This window comes from Streptomyces sp. TOM-9 (assembly GCF_056858595.1).
Genome location: NZ_JBXEQB010000001.1, coordinates 9560105 through 9586501, shown reverse-complemented (window position 1 = coordinate 9586501; position 26397 = coordinate 9560105). Strand labels below are relative to the sequence as shown.

Annotated in this window: 22 protein-coding genes and 3 pseudogenes; 8 read left to right on the top strand and 17 right to left on the bottom strand. The window is 70.4% G+C overall.

The genetic code is table 11. From position 1 onward, the window contains the following. Nucleotides 1-162: 162 nt before the first annotated feature. Nucleotides 163-408: an acyl carrier protein gene (locus AC1VWI_RS43755; RefSeq protein ID WP_499516583.1), complete on the bottom strand. Its 246-nt coding sequence runs from the start codon at nt 406-408 to the stop codon at nt 163-165. An 835-nt stretch (nt 409-1243) separates the two neighbouring features. After that, nucleotides 1244-1399: a DUF6131 family protein gene (locus AC1VWI_RS43750; protein WP_499517062.1), complete on the bottom strand. Its 156-nt coding sequence runs from the start codon at nt 1397-1399 to the stop codon at nt 1244-1246. A 129-nt stretch (nt 1400-1528) separates the two neighbouring features. On the opposite strand from AC1VWI_RS43750, the pseudogene AC1VWI_RS43745 reads away from it, so the two are divergent. Next, nucleotides 1529-1744, top strand: a pseudogene (locus tag AC1VWI_RS43745) (flavodoxin family protein); the annotation flags it as partial. Between the two features lie 9 nt (nt 1745-1753). Here AC1VWI_RS43745 and AC1VWI_RS43740 read toward each other — a convergent pair. Continuing rightward, entirely contained in the window at nt 1754-2944 is a 1191-nt protein-coding gene (locus tag AC1VWI_RS43740; protein WP_499509687.1) for a zinc-dependent alcohol dehydrogenase, read from the bottom strand. A 221-nt stretch (nt 2945-3165) separates the two neighbouring features. Here AC1VWI_RS43740 and AC1VWI_RS43735 point away from each other — a divergent pair, with 221 nt between their 5' ends. The 3 genes and pseudogenes from AC1VWI_RS43735 (at nt 3166) to AC1VWI_RS43725 (ending at nt 9212) form a co-directional block, all read left to right on the top strand. Beyond that, nucleotides 3166-6258 carry an FAD-binding and (Fe-S)-binding domain-containing protein gene (locus AC1VWI_RS43735; protein WP_499516582.1) on the top strand — a complete coding sequence of 1031 codons (3093 nt, stop codon included), beginning with the start codon at nt 3166-3168 and terminating at the stop codon, nt 6256-6258. Nucleotides 6259-6282: 24 nt separating this feature from the next. Next, complete coding sequence (locus AC1VWI_RS43730; protein ID WP_499516581.1) at nt 6283-8091, top strand: thiamine pyrophosphate-requiring protein; 1809 nt, start codon at nt 6283-6285, stop codon at nt 8089-8091. Further along, nucleotides 8088-9212 (top strand): annotated as a pseudogene (locus tag AC1VWI_RS43725) (enolase C-terminal domain-like protein). The gene AC1VWI_RS43730 and the pseudogene AC1VWI_RS43725 overlap by 4 nt, the downstream one beginning before the upstream one ends. 517 nt (nt 9213-9729) lie before the next feature. Here AC1VWI_RS43725 and AC1VWI_RS43720 read toward each other — a convergent pair. Then, on the bottom strand, nt 9730-9951 hold the full coding sequence (locus AC1VWI_RS43720) for a hypothetical protein (protein ID WP_499516580.1): 222 nt from the start codon (nt 9949-9951) through the stop codon (nt 9730-9732). 218 nt (nt 9952-10169) lie between these two features. On the opposite strand from AC1VWI_RS43720, the gene ku reads away from it, so the two are divergent. After that, nucleotides 10170-10880, top strand: coding sequence for a non-homologous end joining protein Ku (gene ku, locus AC1VWI_RS43715; RefSeq protein ID WP_499516579.1), 711 nt, complete (start codon nt 10170-10172; stop codon nt 10878-10880). 289 nt (nt 10881-11169) lie between these two features. Here the strand turns inward: ku and AC1VWI_RS43710 are convergent, their stop codons facing one another. Together AC1VWI_RS43710 and AC1VWI_RS43705 are read right to left on the bottom strand one after the other, a co-directional pair. Next, on the bottom strand, nt 11170-11520 hold the full coding sequence (locus AC1VWI_RS43710; RefSeq protein WP_499517061.1) for a DUF6233 domain-containing protein: 351 nt from the start codon (nt 11518-11520) through the stop codon (nt 11170-11172). 80 nt (nt 11521-11600) lie between these two features. Next, a complete protein-coding gene (locus AC1VWI_RS43705) occupies nt 11601-11723 on the bottom strand; it encodes a hypothetical protein (RefSeq protein ID WP_499516578.1) in 123 nt (40 codons plus the stop codon). 76 nt (nt 11724-11799) lie between these two features. Here AC1VWI_RS43705 and AC1VWI_RS43700 point away from each other — a divergent pair. Together AC1VWI_RS43700 and AC1VWI_RS43695 are read left to right on the top strand one after the other, a co-directional pair. Continuing rightward, a pseudogene (locus AC1VWI_RS43700) lies at nt 11800-12479 on the top strand (IS5 family transposase); the annotation flags it as partial. Between the two features lie 106 nt (nt 12480-12585). Then, nucleotides 12586-13661, top strand: a protein-coding gene (locus AC1VWI_RS43695; RefSeq protein WP_499516577.1) for an IS630 family transposase whose coding sequence is annotated in 2 segments (ribosomal slippage) — nt 12586-13032 and nt 13035-13661 — 1074 coding nt in all. Because the reading frame shifts where the segments join, the coding sequence is not laid out codon by codon here. Between the two features lie 757 nt (nt 13662-14418). Here AC1VWI_RS43695 and AC1VWI_RS43690 read toward each other — a convergent pair. The 8 genes from AC1VWI_RS43690 to AC1VWI_RS43655 all read right to left on the bottom strand — a co-directional run bounded on the left by AC1VWI_RS43690 (nt 14419) and on the right by AC1VWI_RS43655 (nt 21393). Further along, complete coding sequence (locus AC1VWI_RS43690; RefSeq protein ID WP_499516576.1) at nt 14419-14859, bottom strand: GFA family protein; 441 nt, start codon at nt 14857-14859, stop codon at nt 14419-14421. 151 nt (nt 14860-15010) lie between these two features. Next, entirely contained in the window at nt 15011-15178 is a 168-nt protein-coding gene (locus AC1VWI_RS43685) for a hypothetical protein (protein ID WP_499516575.1), read from the bottom strand. A gap of 26 nt (nt 15179-15204) precedes the next feature. Next, on the bottom strand, nt 15205-15597 hold the full coding sequence (locus tag AC1VWI_RS43680; RefSeq protein ID WP_499516574.1) for a hypothetical protein: 393 nt from the start codon (nt 15595-15597) through the stop codon (nt 15205-15207). Between the two features lie 275 nt (nt 15598-15872). After that, nucleotides 15873-16607, bottom strand: coding sequence for a response regulator transcription factor (locus AC1VWI_RS43675; RefSeq protein ID WP_499516573.1), 735 nt, complete (start codon nt 16605-16607; stop codon nt 15873-15875). 53 nt (nt 16608-16660) lie between these two features. Then, nucleotides 16661-19312 (bottom strand): FtsX-like permease family protein, encoded by a 2652-nt coding sequence (locus tag AC1VWI_RS43670; RefSeq protein WP_499516572.1) that lies wholly within the window; start codon nt 19310-19312, stop codon nt 16661-16663. After that, nucleotides 19309-19992: an ABC transporter ATP-binding protein gene (locus AC1VWI_RS43665; protein ID WP_499516571.1), complete on the bottom strand. Its 684-nt coding sequence runs from the start codon at nt 19990-19992 to the stop codon at nt 19309-19311. Before AC1VWI_RS43665 ends, AC1VWI_RS43670 begins: the two co-directional genes overlap by 4 nt. Next, nucleotides 19979-20740, bottom strand: coding sequence for an ABC transporter ATP-binding protein (locus AC1VWI_RS43660; RefSeq protein WP_499516570.1), 762 nt, complete (start codon nt 20738-20740; stop codon nt 19979-19981). Before AC1VWI_RS43660 ends, AC1VWI_RS43665 begins: the two co-directional genes overlap by 14 nt. Nucleotides 20741-20745: 5 nt before the next feature. After that, nucleotides 20746-21393 (bottom strand): hypothetical protein, encoded by a 648-nt coding sequence (locus AC1VWI_RS43655; protein ID WP_499516569.1) that lies wholly within the window; start codon nt 21391-21393, stop codon nt 20746-20748. 193 nt (nt 21394-21586) lie between these two features. Between AC1VWI_RS43655 and AC1VWI_RS43650 the strand changes: the two genes are divergently transcribed. After that, complete coding sequence (locus AC1VWI_RS43650) at nt 21587-22906, top strand: sensor histidine kinase (protein ID WP_499516568.1); 1320 nt, start codon at nt 21587-21589, stop codon at nt 22904-22906. A gap of 557 nt (nt 22907-23463) precedes the next feature. On the opposite strand, the gene AC1VWI_RS43645 is transcribed toward AC1VWI_RS43650, so the two are convergent. The 3 genes from AC1VWI_RS43645 to AC1VWI_RS43635 form a co-directional block, all read right to left on the bottom strand. Further along, the gene (locus AC1VWI_RS43645) at nt 23464-23775 is read right to left on the bottom strand and encodes a hypothetical protein (protein WP_499516567.1); all 312 of its coding nucleotides are present in this window, start codon (nt 23773-23775) and stop codon (nt 23464-23466) included. A 342-nt stretch (nt 23776-24117) separates the two neighbouring features. Beyond that, on the bottom strand, nt 24118-25566 hold the full coding sequence (locus AC1VWI_RS43640; RefSeq protein ID WP_499516566.1) for a sensor histidine kinase: 1449 nt from the start codon (nt 25564-25566) through the stop codon (nt 24118-24120). Nucleotides 25567-25572: 6 nt separating this feature from the next. After that, nucleotides 25573-26262 (bottom strand): response regulator transcription factor, encoded by a 690-nt coding sequence (locus AC1VWI_RS43635; protein ID WP_499516565.1) that lies wholly within the window; start codon nt 26260-26262, stop codon nt 25573-25575. Between the last annotated feature and the right edge of the window lie 135 nt (nt 26263-26397).

Below are 26397 nucleotides of genomic sequence, written 5' to 3'. Positions count from 1 at the left end.
TACCCGGGCGCCCGACTGGACAGGGCTTGACAAACACCAGTCTCGCCGCTGCTGGCGCCCTACGACTCGACCAATCGATCAGTTCGCTGTGGACTCTAGCTGACGGCCCCCACAAATTCTCTCGGGGGCCGTCAGGCGAAATTACGGGATAAACGGAGCGCCCTATCGAGAAGCGGCCGGGCCGATGTCGCCCTTCTCCGCCAACTCCGTTAGGAAGTCGTGGCACCGAGCGGCGCGTTGAGAGTCCTCGCGCATCACGTCTTGGAAGAAGTCCGCGATCTCGCTTTCCCCCGCGCTCTTGGCGTCCCGGACGTACTGGCCGTAGTCGTGTCCTGCCTTCAACGAGTGATACTGCACCGACACCAGGTCATACGCCACATCCTTGAATCCTGTCTCACCTGTCGCCATGGTTTTCCTCCGTTTCGTGAGGACACTTCAAGCGCCTGCCCATGCGAAAACAGGACAAACGACCGGTATCGATGGTGTTCTGTTGATCGACCTCGACGAGACCCGAGGCCACCCGGCCAGCCGCTTGGACCACTCGCCTACCTCCGGAGGCCACGCTGGGCGGGCGGGGCACCGTGTAGTGACCGCCCAAGAAGCGGCAGGCAGGGCGGTCTGGTTGGCGGTTACGGTTCGCAGGGGCAGGGAACGCGGAGCTCGGCGAAAGCTTCGCCCATCTGCCACATGGCCTCCAGTGGAGCGCGGCGTCGGCGCGGAGTGCATAGGGCTCCTGGGCTCGTCGTCTCTTGGACGGTGTCCGGCTCTGGCTGGTGCGTGGGTGCACGCTGGCCGTGCATGCAGCTCTCCCCGGCTGTTCTTCAGGCCGCGCCCCCAACGACCACTCGGGGTGAGATTCGTCGCGAACGGCGGACATCGCACGGGGTGCTGTTTGTCCGCGAGCGGCACCGGTTACCGGGAGGCGACAGGGTTTCCGAGGACGAGCGGGAGAGCGGCATGGCCAACGAGCCGGGCCCGGTGAAGAAGATCGTCGACAAGGTCATGGACATGGGCGCGGAGCTCACCCCCGCAGGACCGGCGGACATCCCCGGCGTGCCCGCGAGCATGCCTCCCACGGTGGACGAACCGGTCGAGCCGCACGCGCCGCTGCCGGCCAAGCCTGGTGGCGTTCACTCCACGAGGAGGATCGCCACGAAGGACATCATCCTAGAAACACCGGTGAGCCGCCGTGGCGCTCGTGTGCGTCTCCGGAGTCAGATGTTGGGCGGCCCGACTGGTGGGTCTACCAGAAGTGCCGACGTCCCCCGACTCCGTGCCCGATAGCCCCTAGCACCCAGAGCACGAGGCCGACGACCACCAGGATGATCCCGATGGTCCACAAGATCGAGATCCCGGTGAGGAATCCGATGATCAGCAGGATGATGCCCAGCGGCCGCATGACCGCGGCTGCAGACACACCGTCGCGCTTAAGCCCAGACACTGGGGCTGAGCCGGTCGGTAAGCTACTTTCCGAGCGCACGCTCGAGTTCTGCCTTGTTCATGTGGGATCGCCCGTCGATGTTGCGACGTCAGCGAGATCTCCGGAGCCCTCGGCGACCTCGGGTACACCGTCCCGGGCCAGGGCTGGACGTACTGGCACCGCGGCCCCGGAGCCGGCCCCGACTACCTCGACGACGAACGCGGTCACGACTGGTCCCACACGACGGGTCGCGCCATGGCCGCGAACCTGTACGGCGTGGCCCGGGCCCTGGCAGCCACGCCCCTCGACGCGCCGCCTGGGTGATCGCGGGCGTCACGGGTGCATGAGGACCTTGATGGCACCGTCGGCCTTCTTCTGGAACATGTCGTAGGCCTGGGGGGCCTCCTCCAGCGAGACGTGGTGTGTGGCGAAGCCGTCGACGCCGAGCGGGTCCTCGTCGGTCAGGAGCGGGAGGATCTCGTCGCTCCAGCGCCGCACGTTCGCCTGGCCCATGCGCAACTGGATCTGCTTGTCGAACAGGGTCAGCATCGGCAGCGGGTCGGTCATGCCGCCGTAGACGCCGCTCACCGAGATCGTGCCGCCGCGGCGGACCAGTTCGATGGCCAGGTGCAGAGCCCCGAGGCGGTCGACGCCCGCGGTCTGCATGAGCTTGGCCGCCCAGGCGCGTGGAAGCAGGCCGGCGGACTGCTGGACCAGCTTCCCGAGGGTGCTGCCGTGGGCCTCGGTACCCACCGCGTCGATCACGGCGTCCGGGCCGCGGCCGTCGGTGGCGTTCCGGACGGCCTTCACGAGATCGTCCCGGTGCTCGTACTCGTCGAGGCTGAAGACCTGGGCGCCGTCACGGCGCGCCCTGGTCAGCCGTTCCGGTACGTGGTCGACCCCGATGACCTTGCCCGCGCCCAGGTGGCGGGCGACGCGGCAGCACATGTCGCCGATCGGCCCCAGGCCCAGGACGACCACGCTGCCGCCCTGGGGGACGTCGGCGTACTTCACCGCCTGCCAGGCCGTGGGCAGGACGTCCGAGAGGTAGACGTACCGGTCGTCGGGCGGCCCGTCCGGAACCTTGATCGGGCCGAACTGCGCCTGCGGCACCCGCAGGTACTCCGCTTGAGCCCCGGGGACGCGCCCGTAGAGCTTGGTGTAGCCGAAGAGCTCCGCCCCGCAGCCGTACTCGGTGACCTGGGTCGTCTCGCACTGCGTCGGCAGCCCCTCGCGGCACATGTAGCAGGTGCCGCAGGCGATCTGGAACGGCACCACCACCCGGTCACCCGGAGAGATGTTGTCCACCTCGGAGCCGGTCTCCTCGACGATGCCCATGGGTTCGTGCCCCAGGATGTCGCCGGGCGTCATGAGCGGGGCGAGGACCTCGTACAGGTGCAGGTCCGATCCGCACAGGCCGGTGGACGTCACGCGCACCACCGCGTCGGTCGGCTCTTCGATCCGGGGGTCGGGCACGGTCTCGACCCGTACGTCGTGTTTGCCGTGCCACACGGTCGCCCGCATGATCGATCACTTCCTCGCGGTTGTCCTTCACGGCAGGACCATCGGGTACCCGAGGACACGCCGGTGAACCGCCGGTGCCCCGCATCGACGGCCGGGTCGTCGTCGCGGGGGTGCGTCATCCGGCCGATCCGCGCTCGGGAGGCGTTAGAGACCGTTAGGTCCGGGAACCCGTGACTGGGGCGCCGAGGCGGTTCACCGACGACCGGGAGCGGACGACGCGGATGGCTCATGACGCGGACATCACCGAGGACGGAGTGGCTGGCCTGGACCTGGCCGCCCTGGAGCGCGCGCTGCGCGAGCGGGTCGACGGTGAGGTGCGCCTCGACGCGGGCAGCCGCGGCGCCTACGCCACCGACGGGTCGAACTACCGCCAGGTCCCGATCGGCGTGGTGGTCCCCCGGAACCTGGAGGCCGGGGCCGCGGCGGTGGAGGTCTGCGCGCGATTCGGGGCGCCGCTGCTCTCCCGCGGCGGGGGCACGAGCCTGGGCGGCCAGTGCACGAATACCGCGATGGTCATCGACTGGACCAAGTACTGCCACCACCTGCTCTCAGTCGACGCGGAGAACAGGACGTGCGTCGTGGAGCCCGGCATCGTTCTCGACGAGCTCAACCGGCAGCTGTCCGGATTCGGGCTGAAATTCGGGCCGAAGCCCTCGACTCACAGCCACTGCTCCCTGGGCGGCATGATCGGCAACAACTCCTGCGGCGCGTCGGCACAGGCGTACGGCAAGACCGTGGACAACGTGCGCCGCCTGGAGATCCTCACCTACGACGGGCTGCGCTGCTGGGTCGCGCCCACCTCGCCGGAGGAGTACGAGGCCGTCGTGGCCGCCGGCGGCCGGAAGGCGGAGATCTACGGGGCGCTGCGCGAGCTGACGGACCGGCATCTGGCCGACGTCCGAACGGGCTTCCCGAAACTGCCCCGCCGGGTGTCCGGCTACAACCTCGACTCCCTCCTGCCGGAGAACGGCTTCGACGTAGCCCGGGCACTCGTCGGCAGCGAGGGCACCCTGGTGACGGTGCTGCGCGCCGAACTGGAGCTCGTGCCCGTCCCGGCGGCCGAGGCCATGGTGGTGCTGGGCTACCCCGACATCTGTGCCGCGGCCGACGACGTACCGCGGCTGTTGGAGCACTGCGAGCCGACGCAGCTGGAGGCGCTGGACAGCCGCATGGCGCAGCTGATGCGTGAGGAGCATGCCTACCTGGAGTCCCTGGAGCGGTTCCCGGAGGGGGAGGGGGACGCCTGGCTCCTGCTGCAGTTCAGCGGGGACAGCAAGGACGACGTGGACCAGCAGTCACGCGCGCTGCTGCGGGCCGTCGGACGCGACGAGGACGGCGCCGACGTGGCCTTCTCCGACGATCCGGACCGGGAGCAGGAGATGCTCAAGGCCCGCGAGGCCAGCCTGGGTGTGACGGCCAGGCCACCGGACGGGCGCGAGACGTGGGAGGGCTGGGAGGACTCGGCGGTGCCGCCCGAGCGGCTCGGGGACTACCTGCGGGATCTGAAGAAGCTGTTCGCCGACTTCGGTTACGCCCAGTCGTCGCTGTACGGGCACTTCGGGCAGGGGTGCGTGCACACACGGATCCCGTTCGAACTGACCACGGCCCAGGGCGTGAGTGACTTCCGCGCGTTCCTGGACCGCGCCGCCGACCTGGTGGTCTCCCACTGCGGGTCGCTGTCCGGTGAGCATGGGGACGGCCAGGCCCGCGGCGAGCTGCTCCCGAAGATGTTCGGTGACCGTCTGATTTCGGCGTTCGGAGAGTTGAAAGCGCTGTTCGATCCCGGGGGCCGGATGAAACCCGGCAAGGTCGTCACCCCGCACCGTGTCGACGAGAACCTGCGTCTGGGCCCGCACTGGCGGCCCGAGACGCATGCGACGTACTTCGGCTATTCCGCCGACGGCCACTCCATCACGCGCGCGGTCATGCGCTGTGTCGGCATCGGCAACTGCCGCACCCACAGCGGCGGGGTGATGTGCCCCTCGTACCGGGCGACCGGCGAGGAGGAGCACTCCACGCGCGGCAGGGCCCGGCTGCTGTTCGAGATGCTGAACGGTCACGCCGACGCAGCCGTGACCGACGGCTGGCGGTCGACCGAGGTTCGGGACGCGCTCGACCTGTGCCTGGCCTGCAAGGGCTGCAAGTCGGACTGTCCCGTCGGGGTCGACATGGCCACCTACAAGTCGGAGTTCCTGGCGCACCACTACTGGGGCAGGCTCCGCCCGGCCGCCCACTATTCGATGGGCTGGCTGCCGTTGTGGGCGCGACTGGCCCGGCTGTCGCCCAGGCTGGTCAACGCCGCCCTGACCGCGCCGGGCCTGGCCCGGGTGGGCAAGGCGCTCGCCGGAGTGGCGGCGGAGCGCGACGCGCCGCCCTTCCCGGAGGAGTCGTTCACCGAACGGTGGGCCGCACGCGGCACGACACAGCCGGAGCCAGGCGGGGACCGCACGGTCCTACTGTGGCCCGACACCTTCAGCACGCACTTCCATCCTGGCGTGGCGAAGGCCGCCGTACGGCTCCTGGAGGACGCCGGTTTCCAGGTCGACGTTCCGACACGGGCCGTGTGCTGCGGCCTGATCTGGATCTCCACCGGGCAGCCGGCCACAGCCCGCCGCGTGCTGCGCCGCACCCTGCGGGTGCTGCGGCCGTGGCTGGAGGCGGGTACGCCGATCGTGGGGCTGGAACCGTCGTGCGCGGCGATGTTCCGCGCCGACGCACCGGAGCTGATGCCCGGGGACCAGGACGTGCAGCGCCTTGCCGGGCAGTTCCGCACGTTCGCCGAGCTGCTGGTCAACGACGCGCCCGAGGGATGGGAGCCCCCGCGGCTGGACTGCGATGCGGTGGTGCAGACGCACTGCCACCAGCACGCAGTGCTGGCAGACGACGCGGACCGGCAACTGATGCGCCGGGCCGGTCTGGATCCGCGGGTGCTGGACGACGGCTGCTGCGGGCTGGCGGGCAACTTCGGGTTCGAGCGCGGCCACTACGAGGTGTCGATGACCGTGGGCGAACAAGGTGTGCTGCCGGCCGTGCGCCGTGCCCCCGCCGAGGATCTGGTCCTCGCCGACGGGTTCAGCTGCCGTACCCAGATCGAGCAGGGCGGCACGGGCCGGCGGGCCGTGCACCTGGCGGAGGCACTGGCGTTCGCCCTGGACGGAACGGTGCCCGGCAACCGGCCGGAACAGCTCGCCGAGCGCCCGGCCGCTTCGCCGCGGGACGGCCAGCTGCTCGCCGCCGTATGCGCCGTCGCGTCTGCAGCCGCACTTGCCGCTGGGGCGGCCGCCGCGGTGCGCCGCCACCGACAACAACGTTGAAGCCGATTCAGGAAGGTGTCTCCCGTGTCCATCAAGGTGTCCGACCACGTTCTGCAGCGGCTTCGCGAATGGGGCGTCGACCACGTCTTCGCCTATCCCGGTGACGGCATCAACGGACTGCTCGCCGCATGGGGCCGGGCGGACGACAAGCCGCGGTTCATCCAGGCCCGTCACGAGGAGATGGCCGCCTTCCAGGCGGTGGGGTACGCCAAGTTCTCCGGCAGAGTCGGCGTCTGCGCGGCCACGTCGGGCCCCGGCGCCATCCACCTCCTCAACGGCCTGTACGACGCGAAGCTCGACCACGTTCCGGTGGTGGCGATCGTCGGGCAGACCAACCGCAGCGCGATGGGCGGCTCGTACCAGCAGGAGGTGGATCTGCTGAGCCTGTTCAAGGACGTCGCCTCGGAGTACGTGGAGATGGTGACCGTCCCGGAGCAACTGCCCAACGTCATCGACCGGGCGATGCGCGTGGCGGCAGCGAAGCGCACGGTCACGGCCGTGATCATCCCGACCGATGTCCAGGAACTCGACTACTCTCCGCCGCAGCACGCGTTCAAGATGGTGCCCTCCAGCCTGGGCATGCCCTCCTTCGCCCCGGCCCCCGACGAGGCCGATCTGGACAGGGCGGCCGAGGTGCTCAACGCGGGCGAGAAGGTGGCCGTCCTCATCGGTCAAGGAGCGCGCGGAGCACGGCCCGAGGTGGAGCAGCTGGCCGACACGCTCGGCGCCGGTGTGGCCAAGGCGCTGCTCGGCAAGGACGCGCTGTCAGACGAACTGCCGTACGTCACGGGGGCGATCGGTTTGCTGGGCACCCGGCCCAGCTACGAGCTGATGCAGGACTGCGACACCCTGCTGGTGATCGGCTCCAGCTTCCCCTACAGCCAGTTCCTGCCGGAGTTCGGCAAGGCCCGCGCGGTGCAGATCGACCTCGACCCCTTCATGGTGGGCCTGCGCTACCCGTTCGAGGTGAACCTCGTCGGCGACACCAGGACGACCCTGACCCGGCTGCTGCCGAAGCTGGAACGCAAGAAGCACGGCAGCTGGCGCAGGAAGATCGAGAAGGACACGGCACGCTGGTGGGAGGTCATGGAGCGCCGTGCCGGCGTCGAGGCGGACCCGATCAACCCCGAGTACGTCGTGCACGCGCTGGACGCGTTCCTGCCCGAGGACGTCATCCTGGCCGCCGACTCCGGTTCCGCGGCCAACTGGTACGCCCGGCACCTGCGGATGCGCGGCGGCATGCGTGGTTCCCTGTCCGGCACGCTCGCCACCATGGGGCCGGGTGTGCCGTACGTGATCGGCGCGAAGTTCGCCCACCCGGACCGCCCGGCGATCGCCCTGGTCGGTGACGGGGCGATGCAGATGAACGGGATGGCGGAGCTCATCACCGCCGCCAAGTACTACCGCGGGTGGTCCGATCCGAGGATGGTCGTGGCCGTGCTCAACAACGGCGACCTCAACCAGGTGACCTGGGAGATGCGCGCCATGTCCGGAGCGCCGCAGTTCCTGCCCTCCCAAGCACTGCCGGACGTCGCCTACGCCGACTTCGCCCGCTCCATCGGCCTGGACGGCCTCCGCGTGGAGAAGCCGGGCGAGGTCGAGGGGGCCTGGCAGCGGGCGCTGGCCGCGGACCGCCCGTTCGTCCTGGACTTTCGCACCGACCCCGCCGTCCCGCCGATCCCGCCGCACGCCACGCTCGACCAGATCGAGGCGGCGGCCACGTCCGTCCTCAAGGGAGACTCCGACCGCGCCGCCATGGTCCGGCAGGGCTTCAAGGCGAAGGTGCAGGAGATGCTGCCCGGCCGAGGACGCCACGGCCACAGCGAACCGTGAGCCCCAGCGCTGCCGCCGACGCGCCGTCGGTGGACTCCATAGAGGCCGCGGCGTACACGGTGCCCACCGACGTGCCCGAGGGTGACGGCACCCTGACCTGGGACTCCAACACCCTCGTGCTCGTGCGGGTGCGCTCCGGCGACACCACCGGGATCGGCTGAACGTACGGCGCGCCCGCCACCGCCCAGGTCGTCTCCGGCCAGCTCGCTCCGGTCGTGACCGGTACGAGCGCCTGGGACGTACCCGCGGCAAACGAGGCGATGTGCCGCGCGGTCCGCAACGCGGGCCTGCCCGGCCTCGTGGCCGGGGCCGTCTCGGCGGTGGACATCGCCCTGTGGGACCTCAAGGCCCGGGCTCCTGGACCTGCCTCTCGCGCGGCTGTTCGGGCAGGTGCGGAACGAGGTCCCGGTGTACGGCAGCGGCGGATTCACCACGTACGACGACGCCCGGCAGGACCGGCAACTGCGCGGCTGGGCCGAAGAGCAGGGCATCCCCCGCGTCAAGATCAAGATCGGGCAGTCCTGGGGGTCGAACGACGACCGTGACCGCGACCGCGTGGTGCGGGCGCGGCGCAGCATCGGCGACGCGGCGGCGCTGTTCGTCGACGCCAACGGCGCCTACGGTGTGAAGCAGGCCGTCGAGGTGGCGCGTTTTCTGCACGACCTGGGGGTCTCGTGGTTCGAAGAACCCGTTTCCTCCGACCACCTCACGGCCCTCGCGCAGGTGCGGTCCCAGATCGTGCCGGAGGTGGCCGCGGGCGAGTACGGCTACACGTTGCCGTATTTCGGACACATGCTGCGGGCCGAGGCCGTGGACTGCTTGCAGGCCGATGCCACCCGCGCGGCGACCTGACCGCCTGGCTGCGCGTATCCTCTCTGGCGCACGCCTTCGGCGTGGACCTCTCCGGGCACTGCGCCCCACACGTCCACGCCCACGCGGCCGCAGCGGCACCGAACCTGCGGCACCTGGAGTGGTTCCACGACCACGCGCGGATCGAGGGAATGCTGTTCGAAGGCACCCTGGATCCGGGCGGCGGCACGATCGCTCCCGGCACCGACGGGTCCCCGGGCCTAGGGTTGGCGTTCCGCAACGAGCGGGCGGACGCGTACAGGGTGAACTGATTATGGAGATGCCCGCCCGATCGTGGGCCTAGCAGGTTTGGGCGGACGCCGTCGGGCAGCGTGGTACGCGGCTGTGAATCCTGTCCTGCCGCACCAAATGGGCCGGCAGGGCAGCCGCTAGCATCTACGCCGCTGCGCGCGACCGCATACGGGGCCCGCCCCAAGGTGCTGTGTCTCGTTCCACATCCGCATGGGCGGGGCTGCGTCGCTCCGCGATCCGCATCTCTGATGCAGGGGCGGACGCTCCACAATGCGCCGGTATCGTGGCCAGGTCATGCTTGCCCGGGGGACTGCCGCGTGATCGTGTACCCGCCTGTGGGAATCGGCGGGCGCCGCGTCCGTTACGGCGGGAAGATCCTCGGCATTGCATACACCCGCGCACCTACTGGTGGAACCCGGACGCGATCCGTGTCACGCGGTGATCACCTGGAAAGTAGTGCGGCTCCGCCCAAGATGGAGGAGGACGAAGTCGCGTCCCCGTTTCTACCTCGTTCGTGCGGGCGTCAATCCCGCTGGCTCACAGGCCGGCCATGACCCGCGCGGCAGCCTTGTCGCTGGCGTGCCCTTCCAGGGCGGCCCACTCGGCGACGTCGAAGGGCCAGCGAGTGTCGGCGTAGGCGATGACGACATGGCGGCCGTCCTGCCGGACGGTGTGCCGTCGGTCGCCTGGCTCGGTCCCGGCGGCCACGACAGCGGCGGCCGACGAGGCGTTGCGGCACTTGAGGCGGGTCTTGGGCATCTCAGCGCTCCAGCGTTCGCTGCTCGGTACGGCGGACAACCCCGTGCGGGAGCCTAATACGGACGGTGACCTGCCTCTTCCGGTAAGCCGCATTCGGCGCAAAATCACTGTCACCAGCCCGGACCAGCAGCCCACGCGGTGAACTGCCCCGGCTTGCACGCTGTCGGTATGCGCGCGATCTGGACCGGCTACGTCAGCTTCGGCCTGGTCACCACCCGGTGCAGCTCTTCACAGCGACTGAGGAGCACGGCACCGGATTCCACCAGGTCCACGCAAGCGACCGAGCCCGCATCAGACGCCGGAGGGTCCGTGAGCGCGAAGACATGGAGGTCCCCCAAGCGGAGATCGCGCGCGGCTGGGAACGGCCCGACGGCCGAACCGTCGTGCTCCTCGATGAGGACCTGGCCGCGCTCCCCCTCCCGACGAAGCGCACCGTCGCCGTCCCTGGCTTCGTCAGTGAGCGCGACGTAAACCCGGTGCTCTACGCCAAGCCCTACTGGGTGGGCGCTGCCGGCGAACAGGGCCAGCGCCCGTACGCGCTCCTGGTGGAAGCGCTGGCACGACACGGCACGGTGGCGGTGGCGAAGGTCACCTTGCGCACCCGGGAAAGACTGGCCGTGCTGAGGCCGCGGCACGGCATGCTCGTGCACCACACGCTCCTGTGGCCCGAGGAGATCCGCGAACCGGACGACCTGTCCTCTACCGCCCCGGTGACGGACCGCGAACTGGAACTCGCCGAGCTGCTGATGAACCAGCTCGCCGAAGTCAACATCGCCGAGCTCCACGACGACTACGCGGCCGCCCTGGAGCAGCTTGTGGCCGCAAAGATGACCGGCGCGGACCTGGAAGAGCCCGAGGAGCCAGCGCTGGCAGTAGACCTGATGGCAGCACTGGAGGAGAGCATCCGGGCGGCGAACACGCGGCAGTAGGTGCCCGCGGCGTACCGGCACGGCTCCTGGCGGCCCTGCGCCGCGCCTGTGACCCGGCGCTGAGGGCGTCGTGGAGTTTGAACAGGCGCATCCTGGAAGGGCGACCTCGCCCGTCCTTCCCTGACCCCGCGGCGGGGTCGCCCGTCACTCGAATGCGCCTTCCAGCTTGAAGATCACGCGAAGCGCCGCAAAACTACCCGGTGCGTCCGAGAGCTTCGACCTGCGCCGCAAGCCTTGGGGCCTGAGAAGCCCCCGCCGGATCCACCGGTGAGGGGCTCTTCAGCAAGCCTTATATTGCGTGCGGCGCTAGGCACTTTCGTGCATGCACCCCCCCGGCTGCGTCGCGTTCGGGGCGGCAGCGGGGGCAGACGTCTACGTCGGGCATTCCGAGGGCGATCTCAAGTTCGCGCTGGCTAAGCCAGCCGCCGACCGCGTCCGGGCAGTCACCGCGGTGGACCACCCCACGGAGCGACCCGCCCTTGGGTACGTGCTGCAGGCGCCAGCCGATCCCGCCCTTGGCGACAGACTTCTCCCGCTTCGGCCGCGAGGCTACGGAAACAGGTCGCAGCGGCGCTTCCTCGGCCTCGCGGATCCTCGCGTCAACCGCATCGAGCTGCAGCTGCAGGCACAGACGGATCACCCGCAACCGCTCAGCATCGGACGGCGAGTCGCGCACATGTTCGAGTGTGCGACCGGGTCAGTGCGCCGAGCCAGCGCGGCTCAGCTCTCCGGCTTGGTGGGCAGCTCGGTGACAAACGTGCCCAGCCCCGGTACATCACGGCGAGGGCGCAGCACCTTCTGCCCGGTCGCCACGGCGATCCCGAACTCCTGCTGCAGCTCCACCAGCGACGGCAGCCGGCCGCCGGGCGGCTAGCTAGAGCCTGTCGTCAAACGATCTTTCCTGGTGGATCATGGTGCGGTGAAACGTCGCCATGAACTGTCGGATGCCGAGTGGGAGTTCGTGCGGCCGTTGTTGCCGCGTGCCCAGTCGGGGCGAAAGCGGCTGGATGATCGGATGGTCCTGAACGGGATCGTTTGGAAGTTCCGGACGGGGTCGGCCTGGCGGGACGTGCCTGAGCGGTACGGGTCCTGGGCCACGCTGCACACGCGGTTCCGCCGGTGGGCGGCCGACGGCACCTTCGACCGGATGCTGCGGGCCGCCCAGGCGAAGGCGGATGCGGCCGGTGCCGTCGACTGGATGGTGTCCGTCGACTCCACCATCGTGCGGGCCCATCAGCATGCCGCCGGGGCCCGAAAAGGGGGCTCCGCAACCCAGGGCTCGGGCGGTCCAGGGGCGGTCCGACCAGCAAGATCCACCTCGCCTGCGACGGCCTGGGTCGCCCACTCGGCTTCACGATCACCGGCGGCAACACCAACGACTGCACCCAGTTCACCGCCGCCATGCAGGCCATCCGCGTGCCCCCGATCGGAGCTGGCCGACCCCGGACCCGGCCCTCACACGTCATCGGCGACAAGCGCTACAGTTCCCTGGCCATCCGCACCTGGCTGCGTGAACGGGGCATCGCCCACACCATTCCCGAGCGGGCCGACCAGATCCGCAACCGGCTCCGGCACGGACGCCGCGGCGGCCGACCCCCGACCGCTGCCCACCCGTCACGGCAAAGACCGTCGCAGTACTACTGACTTGTAATGCGTGATGTCGTGGGGTGCTGACAGGTCGTGATCGTCGCGGTACACCACGGTCATGAGGTACGCGCAGGGTGGCGGGCTGACTGCCGAGCGGAGGGCATTTCGCGAGCAGATCCGTCTGGACGCGGGTGAGATGTTCGCGGCCGGTTGCGACAACGCCGAGGTGGCGAGGGTGCTGCGGGTGCATGTGCGTTCGGTGCAGCGCTGGCGGCGTGAGTGGGCTGAGTGGGGTGAGGCGGGCCTGGTCTCGAAGGGGCCGGCGTCCTTGCCCAAGCTCAGCGACGAGTTGTTCGTGAAGCTGGAGGCGGCTTTGGCGTTGGGGGCGGTGGCGCACGGCTGGTCTGACGAGCGCTGGACGCTCGCGCGGATTAGGACGCTGATCGGGCGGATGTTCCACAAGAGCTACACCGTGCCCGGGGTGTGTCTGTTGCTGCACCGGCACGGCTGGTCGCCCCAGGTCCCGGCTCGCAGGGCGGTGCAGCGCGACGATGAGGCGGTTGCGACGTGGGTGAAGGAGACCTGGCCGGCCGTGGAACTACCGCGGCGGCGCTCGGGGCCTGGACCGTCTTCGCCGACGAGGCCGGGTTCTCGATGACGCCGCACATCGCCCGCACATGGTCCCCCACAGGTGTTACCCCGGTGATCCGGGTCAACGGCGGCAGCAGGCGGCACCTGTCAGTGGCCGCTCTGTGCTGCTACAAGCCCGGCGAGCGGCCGCGGTTGGTCTTCCGGCACACCGGTGACCGGCGGGTCGACGGCCGCAAGGGCTTCTCCTGGAAGGACTTACGAGACCTGCTCACCGCCGCCCACACCAAGCTCGGCGGGCCGATCGTGCTGGTCTGGGACAACGTCGGCCTGCACCTCAGTCGCGCGATGCGCGCCTGGGCCACGGCCCGGGAGTGGCTCACGGTGTTCCAGTTGCCGGCCTATGCACCGGACCTCAACCCCGTGGAGGGGATCTGGTCCAGCCTGCGGCGCACCAGCCTGGCCAACATCGCCTTCACCGACTACACGCACCTGGTCAGCGCAGTCCGCCGGGGCCTACGCCAGATCCAGTACCGGCCCACCATCATCACCGGCTGCCTCATCGGCACCGGCCTCGCCACAAACCCCGGCGACATCACGCATTAATCCTCAGTAGCGCGCGCCAGTGCGACCTCGGACCCTCCCGGGGTAGAGCTGCCGCCGGTCTCCGACGGCAAGCACCGCGGGAGGCTGCTGGCCGGGGCCCCACCGCACCCCGGCGGTGGGGTCTCACCCATATTCAGAGCCCGCCCGGCTGGGGCCCGGGCCTCGTGGAGTACTCACACGACCAGTCTTCCCTGTCAAGTCCTTGTGTTCACGTCTTGTGCCTCCTCTGCGTGGGGCGCGCGGTGGTGGTTGTGGAAGGGATGGGACGGGCCACCCAACGGTTCGGACGAGCAGTTCCTGTCAGGTCGACTGTGCCTTGTTCACCGGCATGATGTAGGCCGCTTCGATGAAATTGATGAATCTGTTCGCGCCCCCCCTCGCAGCACGTTCCCGATACAGGGGAACTTGCGGCGGGCGGCTCGCAATTCACCACTGATGGGCCAGTGCTGCACTCACCCGGATTCTTCGTAGCCGCCCGGAATCTTCAAAGCCCTGGGGTGTGGTCTCACGCTTTCGTCTCGGCAGACGTCGACGGCCAGAATTCGTTCGAGGAAGTAGCCCAGCACCTTTCTTGAGTCGCTCCGGTTGAGCACCCCTGGACTGCCGCACGACTCTCGCAGAGTTCTCCGTCGTCCTAGCTGAACTTGTCCCGCTGCGGGCCCCGGCCCGGGAGTTCGAGCACTGCTCGCGGGCGAGGATGGGATGCCGGCCGGGGCCATCGGGGGGCAGGTGACCTTGCCGACCAGTGGACGGGCGGTCAACCGGCCGTGCTGTGCTCGGTCTCCGGCACCGGGGGCAGCCAGTGCACGGTGTTGTCGCGGAAGGACGCATGGATCGGCACGAGGTCTGGGCCGCTGGTGTCGTCGAGGGCGGTGACGTTGATGCCGATCTCGGGAATGTCGCTGTCGATCGCCGCGAGGCGGCTGCCGCAGGTCGGGCAGAAGCCGCGTTTCGCCTCGCCTTCGAAGGTCTCGTACCAGGTTGGCTCGCCGCCCTCACCGGTCCAGGTGACCGTCTCGAATCCCACCCACCACATCACTGGTGTGCCGCCGAGCTTTTGACAGTGGCGGCAGACACAGGTGTGGGGGAAGACGGCCGGACCTCGGGTGGTGAAACGGATGCGGCCGCACAGGCAGCCGCCGGTACGTTCCGGGGCTGTTTCGGCTCCGTGGGCGTCGGCGGCGGGGGTGACGTTCATCAGGTGATCTCCCAGGCGCGATAGGCAAGTTGGGCAGATCAGTGTGCCATCGCTTCCGTGATCGCCATGACGCTGTTGGCGGCTCTGGCGTGACCCCGGCCGCGTGCGCCGATTGCGGAGGCGTCACGGGGCCGGGCGACAAAACCGCCGCTCAGGGGCGCCCGAGGACGCGGACGGTCCATCCGGCGTCGCGCCAGGTGTCGACGTTCAGGGTGCCGCCTCCGTCGATGACGCGCGGGGTGGAGGTGCGGGCGGCGAGGGCGGGTGAGTCCCGGATGTCGTCGGTGTTCGGCTTGGAGGCGGCGCGTGCGGACAACATCTGCGACTGCCGGGATGGGGCTGGCGTCAGGTCGGGGTTCCCGGCATAACACGGGCCAGCGGTTCGAGGTGTCCGTAGAGGGCCGCGTGGAGTGCAGTGGCGAGTTCGCGGGCCCTGTGTTCGGTCTCTACGTCGTACATCACGAAGTAGACCGGCCCGGCGGAGGAGTCGGGGCGGATCTCGCGGGAGCGGATCAGATGGATCACCGCGGTGCGGATGGCGTCGTACACCGTGGCGTCGATGGCGTGCTGCGGGGCGGTGAGCGCGTCGGCCTTGACCGTCCAATGCGAGCCCAGGCGCTCGATGGCGATGAACACGGCACGCTGTTGCTTTGCCGCCTTGTACGCGGCGTTGAATGCCTCCAGCCCTGTGACGTCCGGGATCAGACCAGCGGGGCAGGGGGCTGGCAGGGGTTGCATGAGGCGCATAGTCCCAGCACGGGTGGGCCTTGGTGACCCCGACACGGTTACGTTCGGGGTCGGTGCACCAGCACAGCGGAATCGTTCACCCACTGCCTTCCACGCCTGCCCGTTCAGCCCGCTGCCCGAGCAGGTTCTGACCACCGTCGGCCTCGGCCAAGCTGCCTGAGTGCCGAAGGGGTGCCCGGCAGGGGCCAGCACGAGAACGCCGACAGCGCCGCCGACGTCGACACCCTTGTCCCCGTCTGCCCCGTGCTGGGCCCTCCCTCGGCGTGCTAGGAGCGGCTTTCCAGGCGGTAGCCGTGTCCTCTCAGGGTGGTGATGCGGGGCAGTCGGCAGGGACGGTCGGATGCTTCGGCTGCTGCGGCGAGGCGGTGGCGCAGGCTGGCCATGGTGACGTCGAGGGTTTTGGTGGATCCGAACCAGTTCTCGTCCCAGACCTCAGCCATGAGGGTTTCGCGGGATACGGCCTCGCCGATGTGCCGGCCGAGGAGGACGAGGAGTTCGAACTCCTTGGGGCGCAGTTGGACCTCTGCGCCGTGGAGGCTGCAGTGCCGCGCCGTGGTGTCGACCACGAGGTCGCCGAGCCGGAGTACCTCCTGGGGGGCAGGGGTGATGGTGTGGCGGCGCAGGTGGGCGCGCAGGCGGGCCAGCAGGACGGTGAGGCTGAAGGGCTTGACGAGGTAGTCGTCGGCTCCGGCGTCGAGGCCGGCGATCACGTCGATGTCGTCGGTACGGGCGGTGAGGATGATGATGAGCAGGTCGGGGCAGCGGGTGCGCAGGGTGCGGGCCACGTCGAGGCCGTCCATGTCGGGCAGGCCGAGGTCCAGGAGGAGGGCGTCGTAGGAGCTGCGGGCGGCTTCGGCCAGGGCGGTTGCGCCGGTGCGGCTCCAGGTGGGCGCGTAGCCGTTGCTGTGCAGGCCGGTTTCCAGGTGGCGGCCGATGGTGTCGTCGTCCTCGACGACGAGGACGCGGATGCGGTTGCGGTCCGGGACGGCGGGGGTGCGCATGGTCGACAGCGTAGGAGGGCGCGCGGGGATCGGCTTGGTCGGCGGAGGACTGCTCACAGGTCACGCAGCTCCTGCACGGGCGGGCGCTTCGCGCGCCGGATGCCGTTCAGCGCGGCTGCCATGACGGCGATCAGTGCGGCGAGCGCGGTGAGCACCAGATAGGAGCCGGGCACGGAGAGGCTTGCGGGGGGTGGGTCGAAGACGCCCGTCAGTACCTTGACCAGCATTTCGGACAGGGCCCAGCCGATGAGGGCGCCTCCGGCCAGGCCACCGACGGCCAGGAGGAGGGCTTCAGTGAGGACCATGCCGCGCAGCTGGCGTGTCTTGGCGCCCAGGACGGTGGCGATGGCGAAGGTGCGGCGGCGTTCGGCGAGTCCGAGGGCGAGGACCAGTCCCCCGGCTCCGGCGGCCAGCAGGACAGCGAAGACGAGTTCGATGCGGGTGAGTCCGGCCAGGTCGACGGAGGTAAGGCTGGTGCCGACGGTGCCGCGGGTCTGGGTGAGGTCGGTGACAGTGGCGGCGGTGCCGAGCTGATGGCGCAGGTGTGCGGCGACCTGCTTCTGGTGAGTGCCGCCGGTGTCGAGGAGGAAGGCGCCGACCGCGTCGCTGCCGGTGGCCTTGGCAATGTAGGAGGCGTTGGCGACGAAGAAGCTGTCCTTGGGAGCGGTGGGGAACTCCTTGGCGATGCCGGCGTAGTGGAAGGGGACCGTGCGCAGGGCCTTGGTGCGTGCATCCTGGATGCGCAGATTGACGGTGTCACCGGGTGAGAGCTGGAAGTCGTTGACGGTCTCCACGCTGACCAGCAGATTGTCCGGGCGCTGGGCCAACTTGCGCATGAGCTGCTGGGCGGTGCCTCCGGCGAAGTAGGCGTCCTGGAGCGAGGTGGCCTGGGCGATGGTGTCCGGGCGGACGCCATAGAGGTCCTGCAGATCGGAGCCGACGTAGGCGAAGCGGTGCTCGAGGGGCTCGACGTGCCGGACACCGGAGACCTTCAGCGTGCCTGCGACGCTGGGCGAAACGCGGGCGCCCGGGGGTTCGGTGACGGTGACATCGGCGCCGTTGGTCAGCCGGGCGTCGACCTCGGCCTGCTGCCTGTAGGTGGCGTTGAAGACGGCGGTGGAGAGGGCGAAGGAGACGGCGAGGGCGAGCAGGACCACGGAGCGGGCGAGTGGGCGCCGGCGCCGGGCGAGGACGGCGGCGGTGGTGCCGGCGAGGGTTGCGGTCAGCGGGCGGGCCAGCCGGGTCAGGGCGGGGCGGCCGTGGGTAAGGGCAAGAAGGGTGAGCCGCCACAGCAGCAGGGCGGCGCCGATCCACAGCAGGGCAGGGCCGAGGAACGCCCAGTACGACACGGAGATGCTGGGCACGCCTTCCGGCGCCAGGACGAGGGCGTACTGGTTGCCGGAGGAGGCGCGGAAGATCAACCAGGAGCAGAGCAGCAGGAGGAAGTCCAGGCCGTAGCGCATCCACCAGGGGGTGCGAGTGCTGCGTGCGCCGGCCTCCTTGCGGGTGTCGGCGACAGTGACGGTGCGCAGGTCCCGCAGGGCGGGTATCAGGACGGCGCCCATGGCGACGGCGGCGCCCAGGACAAAGGCGATGCCGTACCAGACGGCCAAGGTGCTCTTGCTCGCCCCGAAGGAGGCGGCGCCGAAGGCGAGGCGGCCGGTCAGAGCCGCGATGGCCAGCCCGGCCAGGCCGCCGGCGAGGCCGATCAGGGCGGCTTCCAGGCCCGCGAGGGCGGTGATCTGGGTGGGGCGCAGGCCGCGCAGGCGCAGTAGCCCCTGTTCCTGACGGCGGCGCTCGCCACCGGCAGAGGCGACCGCGGCGGTGAGCGCGGCGGCCAGGACAGCTCCGGGAACGCCGAGGAAGAGGAAGAGGATCTGCGCGTACAGAGCGTCCTGGCGGGCGGAGTCGAGGGCGGCACCCACGTTGTTGCCGACGAGCGCGGCGCCGGAGGAGCGGGCCTCCAGGTGGTGGGCGGCGCCGGTGACCGCGGTGAAGGCGGCGGCCGGGTCGGAGGGCAGCCCGGCGTTGTCGCGGGCGACGTGGATCTGGGTGGTGACGCCGGTGGCACCGTGGGTGAGGGAGGCGAACTGCGCGGCGGGCAGGAGGACGACGTTGTCCGGAGGCGCCGTCGGCTGGGACTGGGCGGGGGCGCCGACCGTCTGGAAGAGGGAGTCGGCCTGGGGCAGGTCGACGACACCGTCCACCCTCACCTGCCGCACTCCGATGCCGGGGAACTGGACGCCGATGGTGTCGCCGGGCGCGGCGTGCAGGTTGGATGCGGTCTGCTGGGCCAGCAGGACACCGGTGGATGAGCCGGAAAGCGTGCGGATGGCGTCGGGGAACCGGCTGCGGTAGCCGTCGGGCAGGCCGAGCGCCATGCCGGGGCCAGTGGTCTGGGTGCTGCCCTGGACGCGGGCCATGAAGCCGGAGGTGTGGGCGAAGCCGACCGGCAGGGCGGCGCCGGTTCCGGGTGTCGTGCGGACTAGGGAGAGGACCGTGTTCGGGTCGGTTGCGGGCTGGACTTGGACCTGCCAGTCGACAGCGACCGAGCGCACGGCGCGCTGCGTCATGGTCGCCTTCGACGCGGTCAGGAAGGAGCCGAGAGCGGCGATGAGGGCGACCGCGAGGGCGATCCCGGCCAGTGCGGCCAGCAGCCGTCCTGCCCGGTGCCGGGTCAGCCCGCGCGCCCAAGCAGTGATCATGACGTCTCCTCGGGTTCGAGCAGGCGGCCGTCGCGCATGCTGCGCTGGACAGTGAGCCGGGCGGCGACGGCAGGGTCGTGGGTGGTGACCACGAGGGCGGCACCTGTGCGGTAGGCCGCCGTCAGCAGCGCGTCCAGGACGCGTGTGCCGGTGGCGTGGTCGAGGCGCCCGGTGGGCTCGTCGGCGAGAATCAGCCGCGGGCCCTGGGCTAGCACCCGGGCGGCTGCCGCACGCTGGGCCTGTCCGCCGGAGATCTCCTCGGGCAGCCGCTCGGCAAGGTCGGCGGCGCCCACCCGGTCCAGTGCCGCGAGGGCGGCCTCCTGTGCCTCGGTCTCACTCCGGCCGGCGAGGACAAGCGGCAGGGCGGCATTCTCCAGCACGCTCAGGGCGGGAATGAGGCTGTCGCCCTGGAAGACCAGGCCGATGTCGTACGTGCCCAGCGACGCGGGCCGGGTCACTTCCCCGCTGGTGGGCTGTTCCAGCCCGGCCAGCAGATGCAGCAGCGAACTCTTGCCTGATCCCGAGGGGCCGACGACGGCGAGCCGGTCACCGGCCCGGATCTCCAGGTTCGCCCCGTGCACGGCCACCACGGCCTGCGCACCCCGGCCGAAGGTGAGGGCCGCGTCCCGGCAGGCCAGGAGGGTCTCGGAATGCTTCACGAGCGTCTCATCCGGTGACATGCCGCTCCTCCTGCTGCTGCGGATGGACATCCGCCATGCCGGTGCTGCCGGTTCTGCCGTCCGTCAGCGTGATCACCCGGTCGGCGATCCGCACCGCCTCGGCGCTGTGCGTGACGACCAGCACCGCGCAGCCGTCCGCCGCTCTGTCCCGCAGCATCGCGAGAACCAACTGCTCTGTGCCGCTATCCAATTCACCGGTCGGCTCGTCCGCGAGCAGCACCTGTGGCGAGTTGGCGACGGCGACGGCGAGGCCGGCCCGCGCCACCTCACCACCGGACAGTTGCCGGGGCAGGGCGTGCGCCCGCTCGGCGAGCCCGACCTGTCCCAGAAGGTCCCGCCAGGAGACGGCGGAGCGGCGCCCTGCTGCGCGCTGAGCCAGGAGGATGTTGTCGCGCACGCTCAGGTGCGGCAGCAGGTTGCGGGTCTGCAGCAGGACGCCGATGTGCCTAGCGCGCAGCCGGGCCCGCTCGGTCTCCGGTCGGTGGCTGATGCGGACGCCGTTCACGCGGACCTCGCCGCCCGAGGGCTCGTCCAGCCCCGCCAGGCAGGACAGCAGGGTCGACTTGCCCGACCCGGACGGCCCGACGACCGCGACCGTCTCCCCTCTCCGGACGTTCAGGGACACCCCGCGCAGGGCGAGCGTCTCCTCCTCCCCGGCCCGGTAGAAGCGGTACAGCTCGCGCGCGGTCAGGACGTCCTTGGCCGGAAGGTCGGCGGGGATGCCGTCGCGGGAGGAGTCGGAGGACATCCTTCTCACCGCCAGGCGAAGGAGTCGCTGATGATCCGCCAGGGGTCGACGTTGTCGGCGTTGACCGGGCCGGACAGGGTCACGTCCACCTCATGACCGGACCGGTAGTAGGCGTAACGCTCGAAGGCGTCCCGCACGACCTTCCCGGTGACCGGATCCTTCGCGGAGTCGCCCTGGTAGGTCAGCAGGACGATCCGGCCGGCGTGCCGGTTGACCTCGGACACCTTGGGAGAGGCGAACTTCGGCACCTGGCTGCGCAGCTGCGGGACCACCGTGTTGGTGACCGAGCCCACCGTGGGAGCGGCGGACGCGGTGGCGGCCGTGATCCGGACGGTGTTCAGCTTGTCCGTGAACACCGTGGTGTCCTTCTGGACGGTACGGGCCCAGCCCTCGGGCACCTTGACGGTGAAGCCCGTGAAGGTGCCACCGGCGGGGCGGTAGGGGACGTATGCCTGGTTGTCGGGGATGTCTCCGGGCGGATTGGACTCGGTGGGCGCGGGCGCCGGGTTGTTCTGCCCGCTACCTGCAGTAGAACCCGCGGCGCGTGACGTCGAGGCGGAGCCCGCGTGCGACCCCGAACCGGAACAGCCGGCGCTCACCGCCGCGACCAGCGCGAGTCCGACGGCGGCGGTTGCCCGTGCGCGTACTGCCATGGCCACTGCCTTCCCAGGAGCGTGCCTGCCGGTCTTTCAGCGCGTCCTTCAGCCGGACGGCCGCAGACCGGACGGTCATGGCACCCACGCTAGGAACCGGCCGGTTAGCGCCCGGCTCGGCGACGGTTAGACGACGGCAAAAGCGTGTGCCGCATCCGCCCGCCCCAGGCGGGAGGCCCGCATGATGAACGACATGAGACAGCGCGTGGTGAAAGTCGCCCTGACCGCCGCCCTGGTCGCCGTCGTCCTCCTCGCCGTCCCCCTGGCCTGGGCCATCAGGTCGGTGCTTTATGCCGACCAGCGGGACACGCTGGAACGGGCGGCCCTTGCCGGAGCCGTCCACGTCAGCCCCGACTACCGGGCTGGCGACCTGGTGGAACTGCCTGCGCCTCCGGCCGGCGCGCGCCTTGGACTGTACGACCCGCAGCTCAGGCTGCGGGCCGGCAGCGGCCCCCGCCCGGGTGACGCGCCGGTCCGCCGGGCCTTGCTCGGCGAGGCCGCCCGGAGCCGGTCGGGCGGCGACCTGGTCGTCACCGTGCCCGTCTCCCACGCCGAGCAGGTGATCGGGGTCATCCGCGCGTCCTCTCCCGTCAGCGCGGTACGCGAGCGGGTCCTCGCCATATGGGGTGTTCTGCTGGGCGTAGCCGCGCTCGCGCTGGCCGTCGCCGTCCTCGTCGCTCGCCGCCAGGCACGGGCACTGGCGGCACCGCTGGAGGACCTCTCGCGGCACTGCCGCGCGGTCACCGCCGGCGACCTGACCGCCCGCGCGGCCGTCGCAGGCATCGCCGAGATCGATCAGGTCGCCTCCACCCACAACGAGATGCTGCACAGCCTCTCCGAGCTCCTGCGCCGCGAGCGGGACTTCGCCTCCAACGCATCCCACCAGCTGCGTACACCCCTGACCGGCCTGCAGCTCACCCTGGAGGCGGGCCTGGAACAACGCGACGACGTCCGGCTGCGGCCTGTCGTCGAGGAGGCACTGGCGACCACTCGCCGCCTGCACGACACCGTGGAAGAGGTGCTGCGCCTGTCCGGCTCCCATGGCCTGCTCCGGCCGCATCCCGCCGACCGTCCCCTGGAAGACCTGCTGACGGCGTCGGAGGAGCGATGGCACGGTGCTTTCGCCATCGACGGCAGGCGTCTGGAGTACGCCGGCGGTGACGTACCGGGAGACGTCGCAGTCCCCGGCGGTCCCGTGACCGAGATCCTCGACGTCCTGCTGGACAACGCCCGCACCCACGGACGCGGCACGGTACGCGTCACGGTGCGCGACCTCGACTACGCCCTGGCATTCGATGTCACCGACGAGGGTGAAGTGCGCGGTAGCACCGCGCGGTTGTTCGACCGGGGGCACACCGGAAGCGGGGCGGGTACGGGCATCGGCCTTGCCCTCGCCCGTGACATGGCCATCTCGCTCGGAGGACGGCTCTCCCTGACCGGCCAGGCCCCGACCACCTTCACACTGCTCGTGCCGGTGCCCCAGCAGGAGGCCGAAACCGACGGACCTAAGTGAGACCTCAGCCGCCCGTTCCTGCCATAGTGATGCCGAGGACGAACGCCCAACCGACACTGTGACGCCCTCCTGTGACGCTACCGCGCACTTCTCGCACCGGGAGGCCGGGATGACGAAGCTTCGGGAGCAGAGGGGAGCGGCTGCAGAGAGCGCCCCTCTGCTCGCTGCCGTCGGCCGAGACCGGGTGTCAGCCGAAGATGACGACCGCGACCAGGATCGCCAGACCGGCAAGGTTCCGCGGATCTGGTTCACACGACGGTTTCGAGCGGTCGTTGCAACACGGAGTCGTGTTTATCAGACCGTGAGCAGGGCGGTTGCTTGCTCCTGCGGCGCGGGCCTGGTCAGTTGTGACGCTTCGTCAAGGCGGTGCCTGCGGACTGGTTACCGCCAGCCCCTCATGGCTGGATCGTCCGTGCTCGGCGAGTCGGTCACGTATCTGCCGGGTAGCGATGGCAGCGGTCGTCTGTGCACGGCGGCGCCATCAGATGAGGCGCGAAGAAGGAGGCGCCGGCCGCGTGATGAGGTCGCCGCCGACGCCCTGGTTGTCACTTGTTCTCTCACTTCTCGGCGCTGCCCGCTTCGTGCTGGGCACCTGCGGACGCGTCGGCGTGCCCGCCGGGGCCGTCAGCGCCCTCCGGGGTCTCCGCCTGACCGTGTTCGCCCGGCCGCTCGTTGTCGGGGGCGTTCTGGTCGCCGTGCTGGATGTTGTCGGTGTCCGGTCCGGCCGGCTCCGGCGGCGTGTCCTGTCGCACGACGGACGCGGCCGGAGCCGTACTCGCGCTGGACCCGGCGACGGCAGTGCCGATCCCTGCCCCGCCGAGGGTCAGGGCAACGACCGCCGTGGACGCGATCTTCCGGTGGAACTTCATGATGTCCGCCCTCCGAACGGATCGGTGTACTGATGCCCTCAGTGTGCGAAGCGGCTCGTGAAGCGACCGTGTGCGGCTGATGTGAACGTAGACATGCTGGGATTCGGAGTTCGGCACGGGCGCGACCACGGCCGGCACGGCACCGTCGGGGATGTCTGCCGCGGTGAACACCGCCATGGGCAAGGTCTTGCCGCGCTTTCCGCAGGACGGCCTGCCGAACGCCCGGACCAGAGGTCGACTGGATCACCTACGGGATCTTCCGCGCCTGCAAGACAGTCTCCCACCAGCTCCACGCCCGTACGGCAGCGCAGTGCCGTCGGGTCCGGGCGGGCGTATGACGTCTCACCGCCGAGCCGGTCCCTGCTCAGGGGCTGGGGCGAGCGGGAGCTCCAGGCGGATTCGGGCGCCTCCTCCCTCTGGATTGTCCGCCACCACGCTGCCGCCGTGGGCCTCGGCGATGGACCGCACGATCGCCAGGCCCAGCCCGGCGCCGCCGCCTGCCCTGGCCCGTGCGGCATCGGCGCGCCTAAACCGCTCGAAGGCCAGGGGGAGGAATGCGGGCGGGAACCCGGGCCCGTGGTCACGTACCTCGATCACGGCGACGTCGGCTCCGGGCGTGTGACGGGTGCTGAGCGTGACGTCGATGACGGCGCCGTCCGGGCTGTGGCGCAGGGCGTTGTCGAGGAGGTTGTCCACCGCCTGGCGCAGCCGGTCGGGATCGGCCACGATGCGCACCTGCGGTTCGGCGCGCAGGGTCAGGCGGACACCGCGGGTCTCGGCGCGTGCCGAAGCCGCGTGGACCCCTCGGGTGAGGACATCGTCCGGGGCTATCGGTTCGGTTCGCAGGAAGGCGTGGCCTTCGTCCGCGCGGGCGAGTACCAGCAGGTCCTCGGTCAGCCTGATCAGCCGGTCGGTGTCGGCCGCCGCCGCGGTGATCGCGTCCGCCAGTGCCTCGTGGGAGCGGCCCGGCCGGCGCGCCAGTTCCAGCTCGGCCTTCAGCGTGGTCAGCGGGGTGCGCAGTTCGTGGCCGGCGTCGGCGGCGAAGCCGCGTTCCCGGTCCAGGGCCCGGGCCAGGCGGTCCAGTACGGCGTTCATGGTGGTCGCCAGCGTCGCGATCTCATCGCGGGTCCCGGGCACCGGGAGGCGGGCGGCGGTGTCGTGCTCGGAGATGTCTGCCAGGCGTCGTCGCATGCGTTCCACCGGGCGCAGTGCGGCTCCGGTCAGGGCGTAGGCGCCGAGGCCGGCGAGGACGACGGCCGACGGTCCGGCGATCCACAGCGCGGTGCTGGTGCGTGCTGTCGCATCTTCGGCCAGGTGGGAGGCGGTGCCCACCACGACGAGGACGGGCCGGGCGCGATGATGGGCCGGCACGGCCAGCATCCGGTACTTTTCGCCCTCCACTGTGGTGGTGAACCTCACCGGGGCGTGCGCGGCGGCCCGCCGTTGCGTGGCGTTGGCCAGAGGTTGCCGGACGGCCGGGTCGGTGGTCGCCAGCACCGCGCCCTCGCGGGCGAGGACCTGCGTGATGTCGTCCGATACCGGGTTCTGGCCGTGCTGGTCACTCTGCTGGCCGCTGTCCCGGCTCTCGGAAGGCGGGGGCGCAGGGAGCGGCGGCAGCGGCCCGGCGGAGGCGAGGCGCGCGACTTCCGCGTCGGCCCGCACGCGCAGCGTGGAGGCCAGGGAGTTGTTCAGACCTGCCGTCAGCTGCTGAAGGAACAGCAGCCCGGCGGTGGCGATGACGACCGCGGTGCCCACTGCGAACAGCAGCGCCAGCCGCCATCTCAGGGTCATGACGGCTCATCCGCCCTTCGCACAAGCCGGCACCCGCAGCCGGTATCCAGCTCCGCGCACGGTCTCCAGATGGGATTCTCCGCCCGGCTCGTCGATCTTGCGGCGCAGGTAGGCCACGTACTGGTCGACGACGTTGGACACGCCGTCGTAGGCGAAGTCCCACACGTGCTCCAGGATCCGGGTGCGGGTCAGTACGTCGCCGGGATACCGCAGGAACAGCTCCAGCACGGCGAACTCCTTGGGCGACAGCTGAAGCTCCGACTGCCCCCGCCACACCCGCCGACTGGACGGGTCCAACTGCAGATCACCCACGGCAAGGAGCGCGGGCCGCTCCCTGGCCCCCCGCCGTACCAGGGCCCGCAGTCGCGCGAACAGCTCGGCGAAGCTGAAGGGCTTGGTCAGGTAGTCGTCCGCGCCCGCATCCAGCCCCCGCACCCGGTCGGTGACCGCGTCCCGGGCCGTCAGCAAGAGCACCGGCGACCAGCATCCCCCGGCCCGCAGCCTGCGGCACACCTCGAAACCGTCGAAACCCGGCAGCATCACATCCAGCACGATCACGTCGTAGGGGCTCTCCTGCGCCCGCCACACCGCCTCCGGACCGTCCACGGCGACATCGACGGCATACCCCTCCTCACACAGCCCGCGCTGCAGCAGCGCCGCCGTGCGGACCTCGTCCTCGACCACCAGCACCCGCACACCACCAGCGTAGAAGCCCCTGCATGTGAGCAGCATGTGAGGACAGCCCGTGGCCATGCCGCACTCTGGCCATCGCGGTGTGGGCTGGGCAGCGCCTGGAGGCACCCGCCGAGGTTGCGCCAACGCTTCAGAGCT

Excerpts from the sequence above, each read along its gene's own strand:
- AC1VWI_RS43735 (WP_499516582.1), top strand. The coding sequence starts at position 3,166 with ATGGCTCATGACGCGGACATCACCGAGGACGGAGTGGCTGGCCTGGAC.
- AC1VWI_RS43660 (WP_499516570.1), bottom strand. The coding sequence starts at position 20,740 with ATGTCCTCCGACTCCTCCCGCGACGGCATCCCCGCCGACCTTCCGGCC.
- AC1VWI_RS43675 (WP_499516573.1), bottom strand. The coding sequence starts at position 16,607 with ATGCGCACCCCCGCCGTCCCGGACCGCAACCGCATCCGCGTCCTCGTC.
- AC1VWI_RS43680 (WP_499516574.1), bottom strand. The coding sequence starts at position 15,597 with ATGCAACCCCTGCCAGCCCCCTGCCCCGCTGGTCTGATCCCGGACGTC.
- AC1VWI_RS43640 (WP_499516566.1), bottom strand. The coding sequence starts at position 25,566 with ATGACCCTGAGATGGCGGCTGGCGCTGCTGTTCGCAGTGGGCACCGCG.
- AC1VWI_RS43645 (WP_499516567.1), bottom strand. The coding sequence starts at position 23,775 with ATGAAGTTCCACCGGAAGATCGCGTCCACGGCGGTCGTTGCCCTGACC.
- AC1VWI_RS43665 (WP_499516571.1), bottom strand. The coding sequence starts at position 19,992 with ATGTCACCGGATGAGACGCTCGTGAAGCATTCCGAGACCCTCCTGGCC.
- AC1VWI_RS43650 (WP_499516568.1), top strand. The coding sequence starts at position 21,587 with ATGAGACAGCGCGTGGTGAAAGTCGCCCTGACCGCCGCCCTGGTCGCC.
- AC1VWI_RS43690 (WP_499516576.1), bottom strand. The coding sequence starts at position 14,859 with ATGAACGTCACCCCCGCCGCCGACGCCCACGGAGCCGAAACAGCCCCG.
- AC1VWI_RS43685 (WP_499516575.1), bottom strand. The coding sequence starts at position 15,178 with ATGTTGTCCGCACGCGCCGCCTCCAAGCCGAACACCGACGACATCCGG.
- AC1VWI_RS43750 (WP_499517062.1), bottom strand. The coding sequence starts at position 1,399 with ATGCGGCCGCTGGGCATCATCCTGCTGATCATCGGATTCCTCACCGGG.
- AC1VWI_RS43670 (WP_499516572.1), bottom strand. The coding sequence starts at position 19,312 with ATGATCACTGCTTGGGCGCGCGGGCTGACCCGGCACCGGGCAGGACGG.
- AC1VWI_RS43720 (WP_499516580.1), bottom strand. The coding sequence starts at position 9,951 with ATGCCCAAGACCCGCCTCAAGTGCCGCAACGCCTCGTCGGCCGCCGCT.
- AC1VWI_RS43655 (WP_499516569.1), bottom strand. The coding sequence starts at position 21,393 with ATGGCAGTACGCGCACGGGCAACCGCCGCCGTCGGACTCGCGCTGGTC.
- AC1VWI_RS43755 (WP_499516583.1), bottom strand. The coding sequence starts at position 408 with ATGGCGACAGGTGAGACAGGATTCAAGGATGTGGCGTATGACCTGGTG.
- AC1VWI_RS43740 (WP_499509687.1), bottom strand. The coding sequence starts at position 2,944 with ATGCGGGCGACCGTGTGGCACGGCAAACACGACGTACGGGTCGAGACC.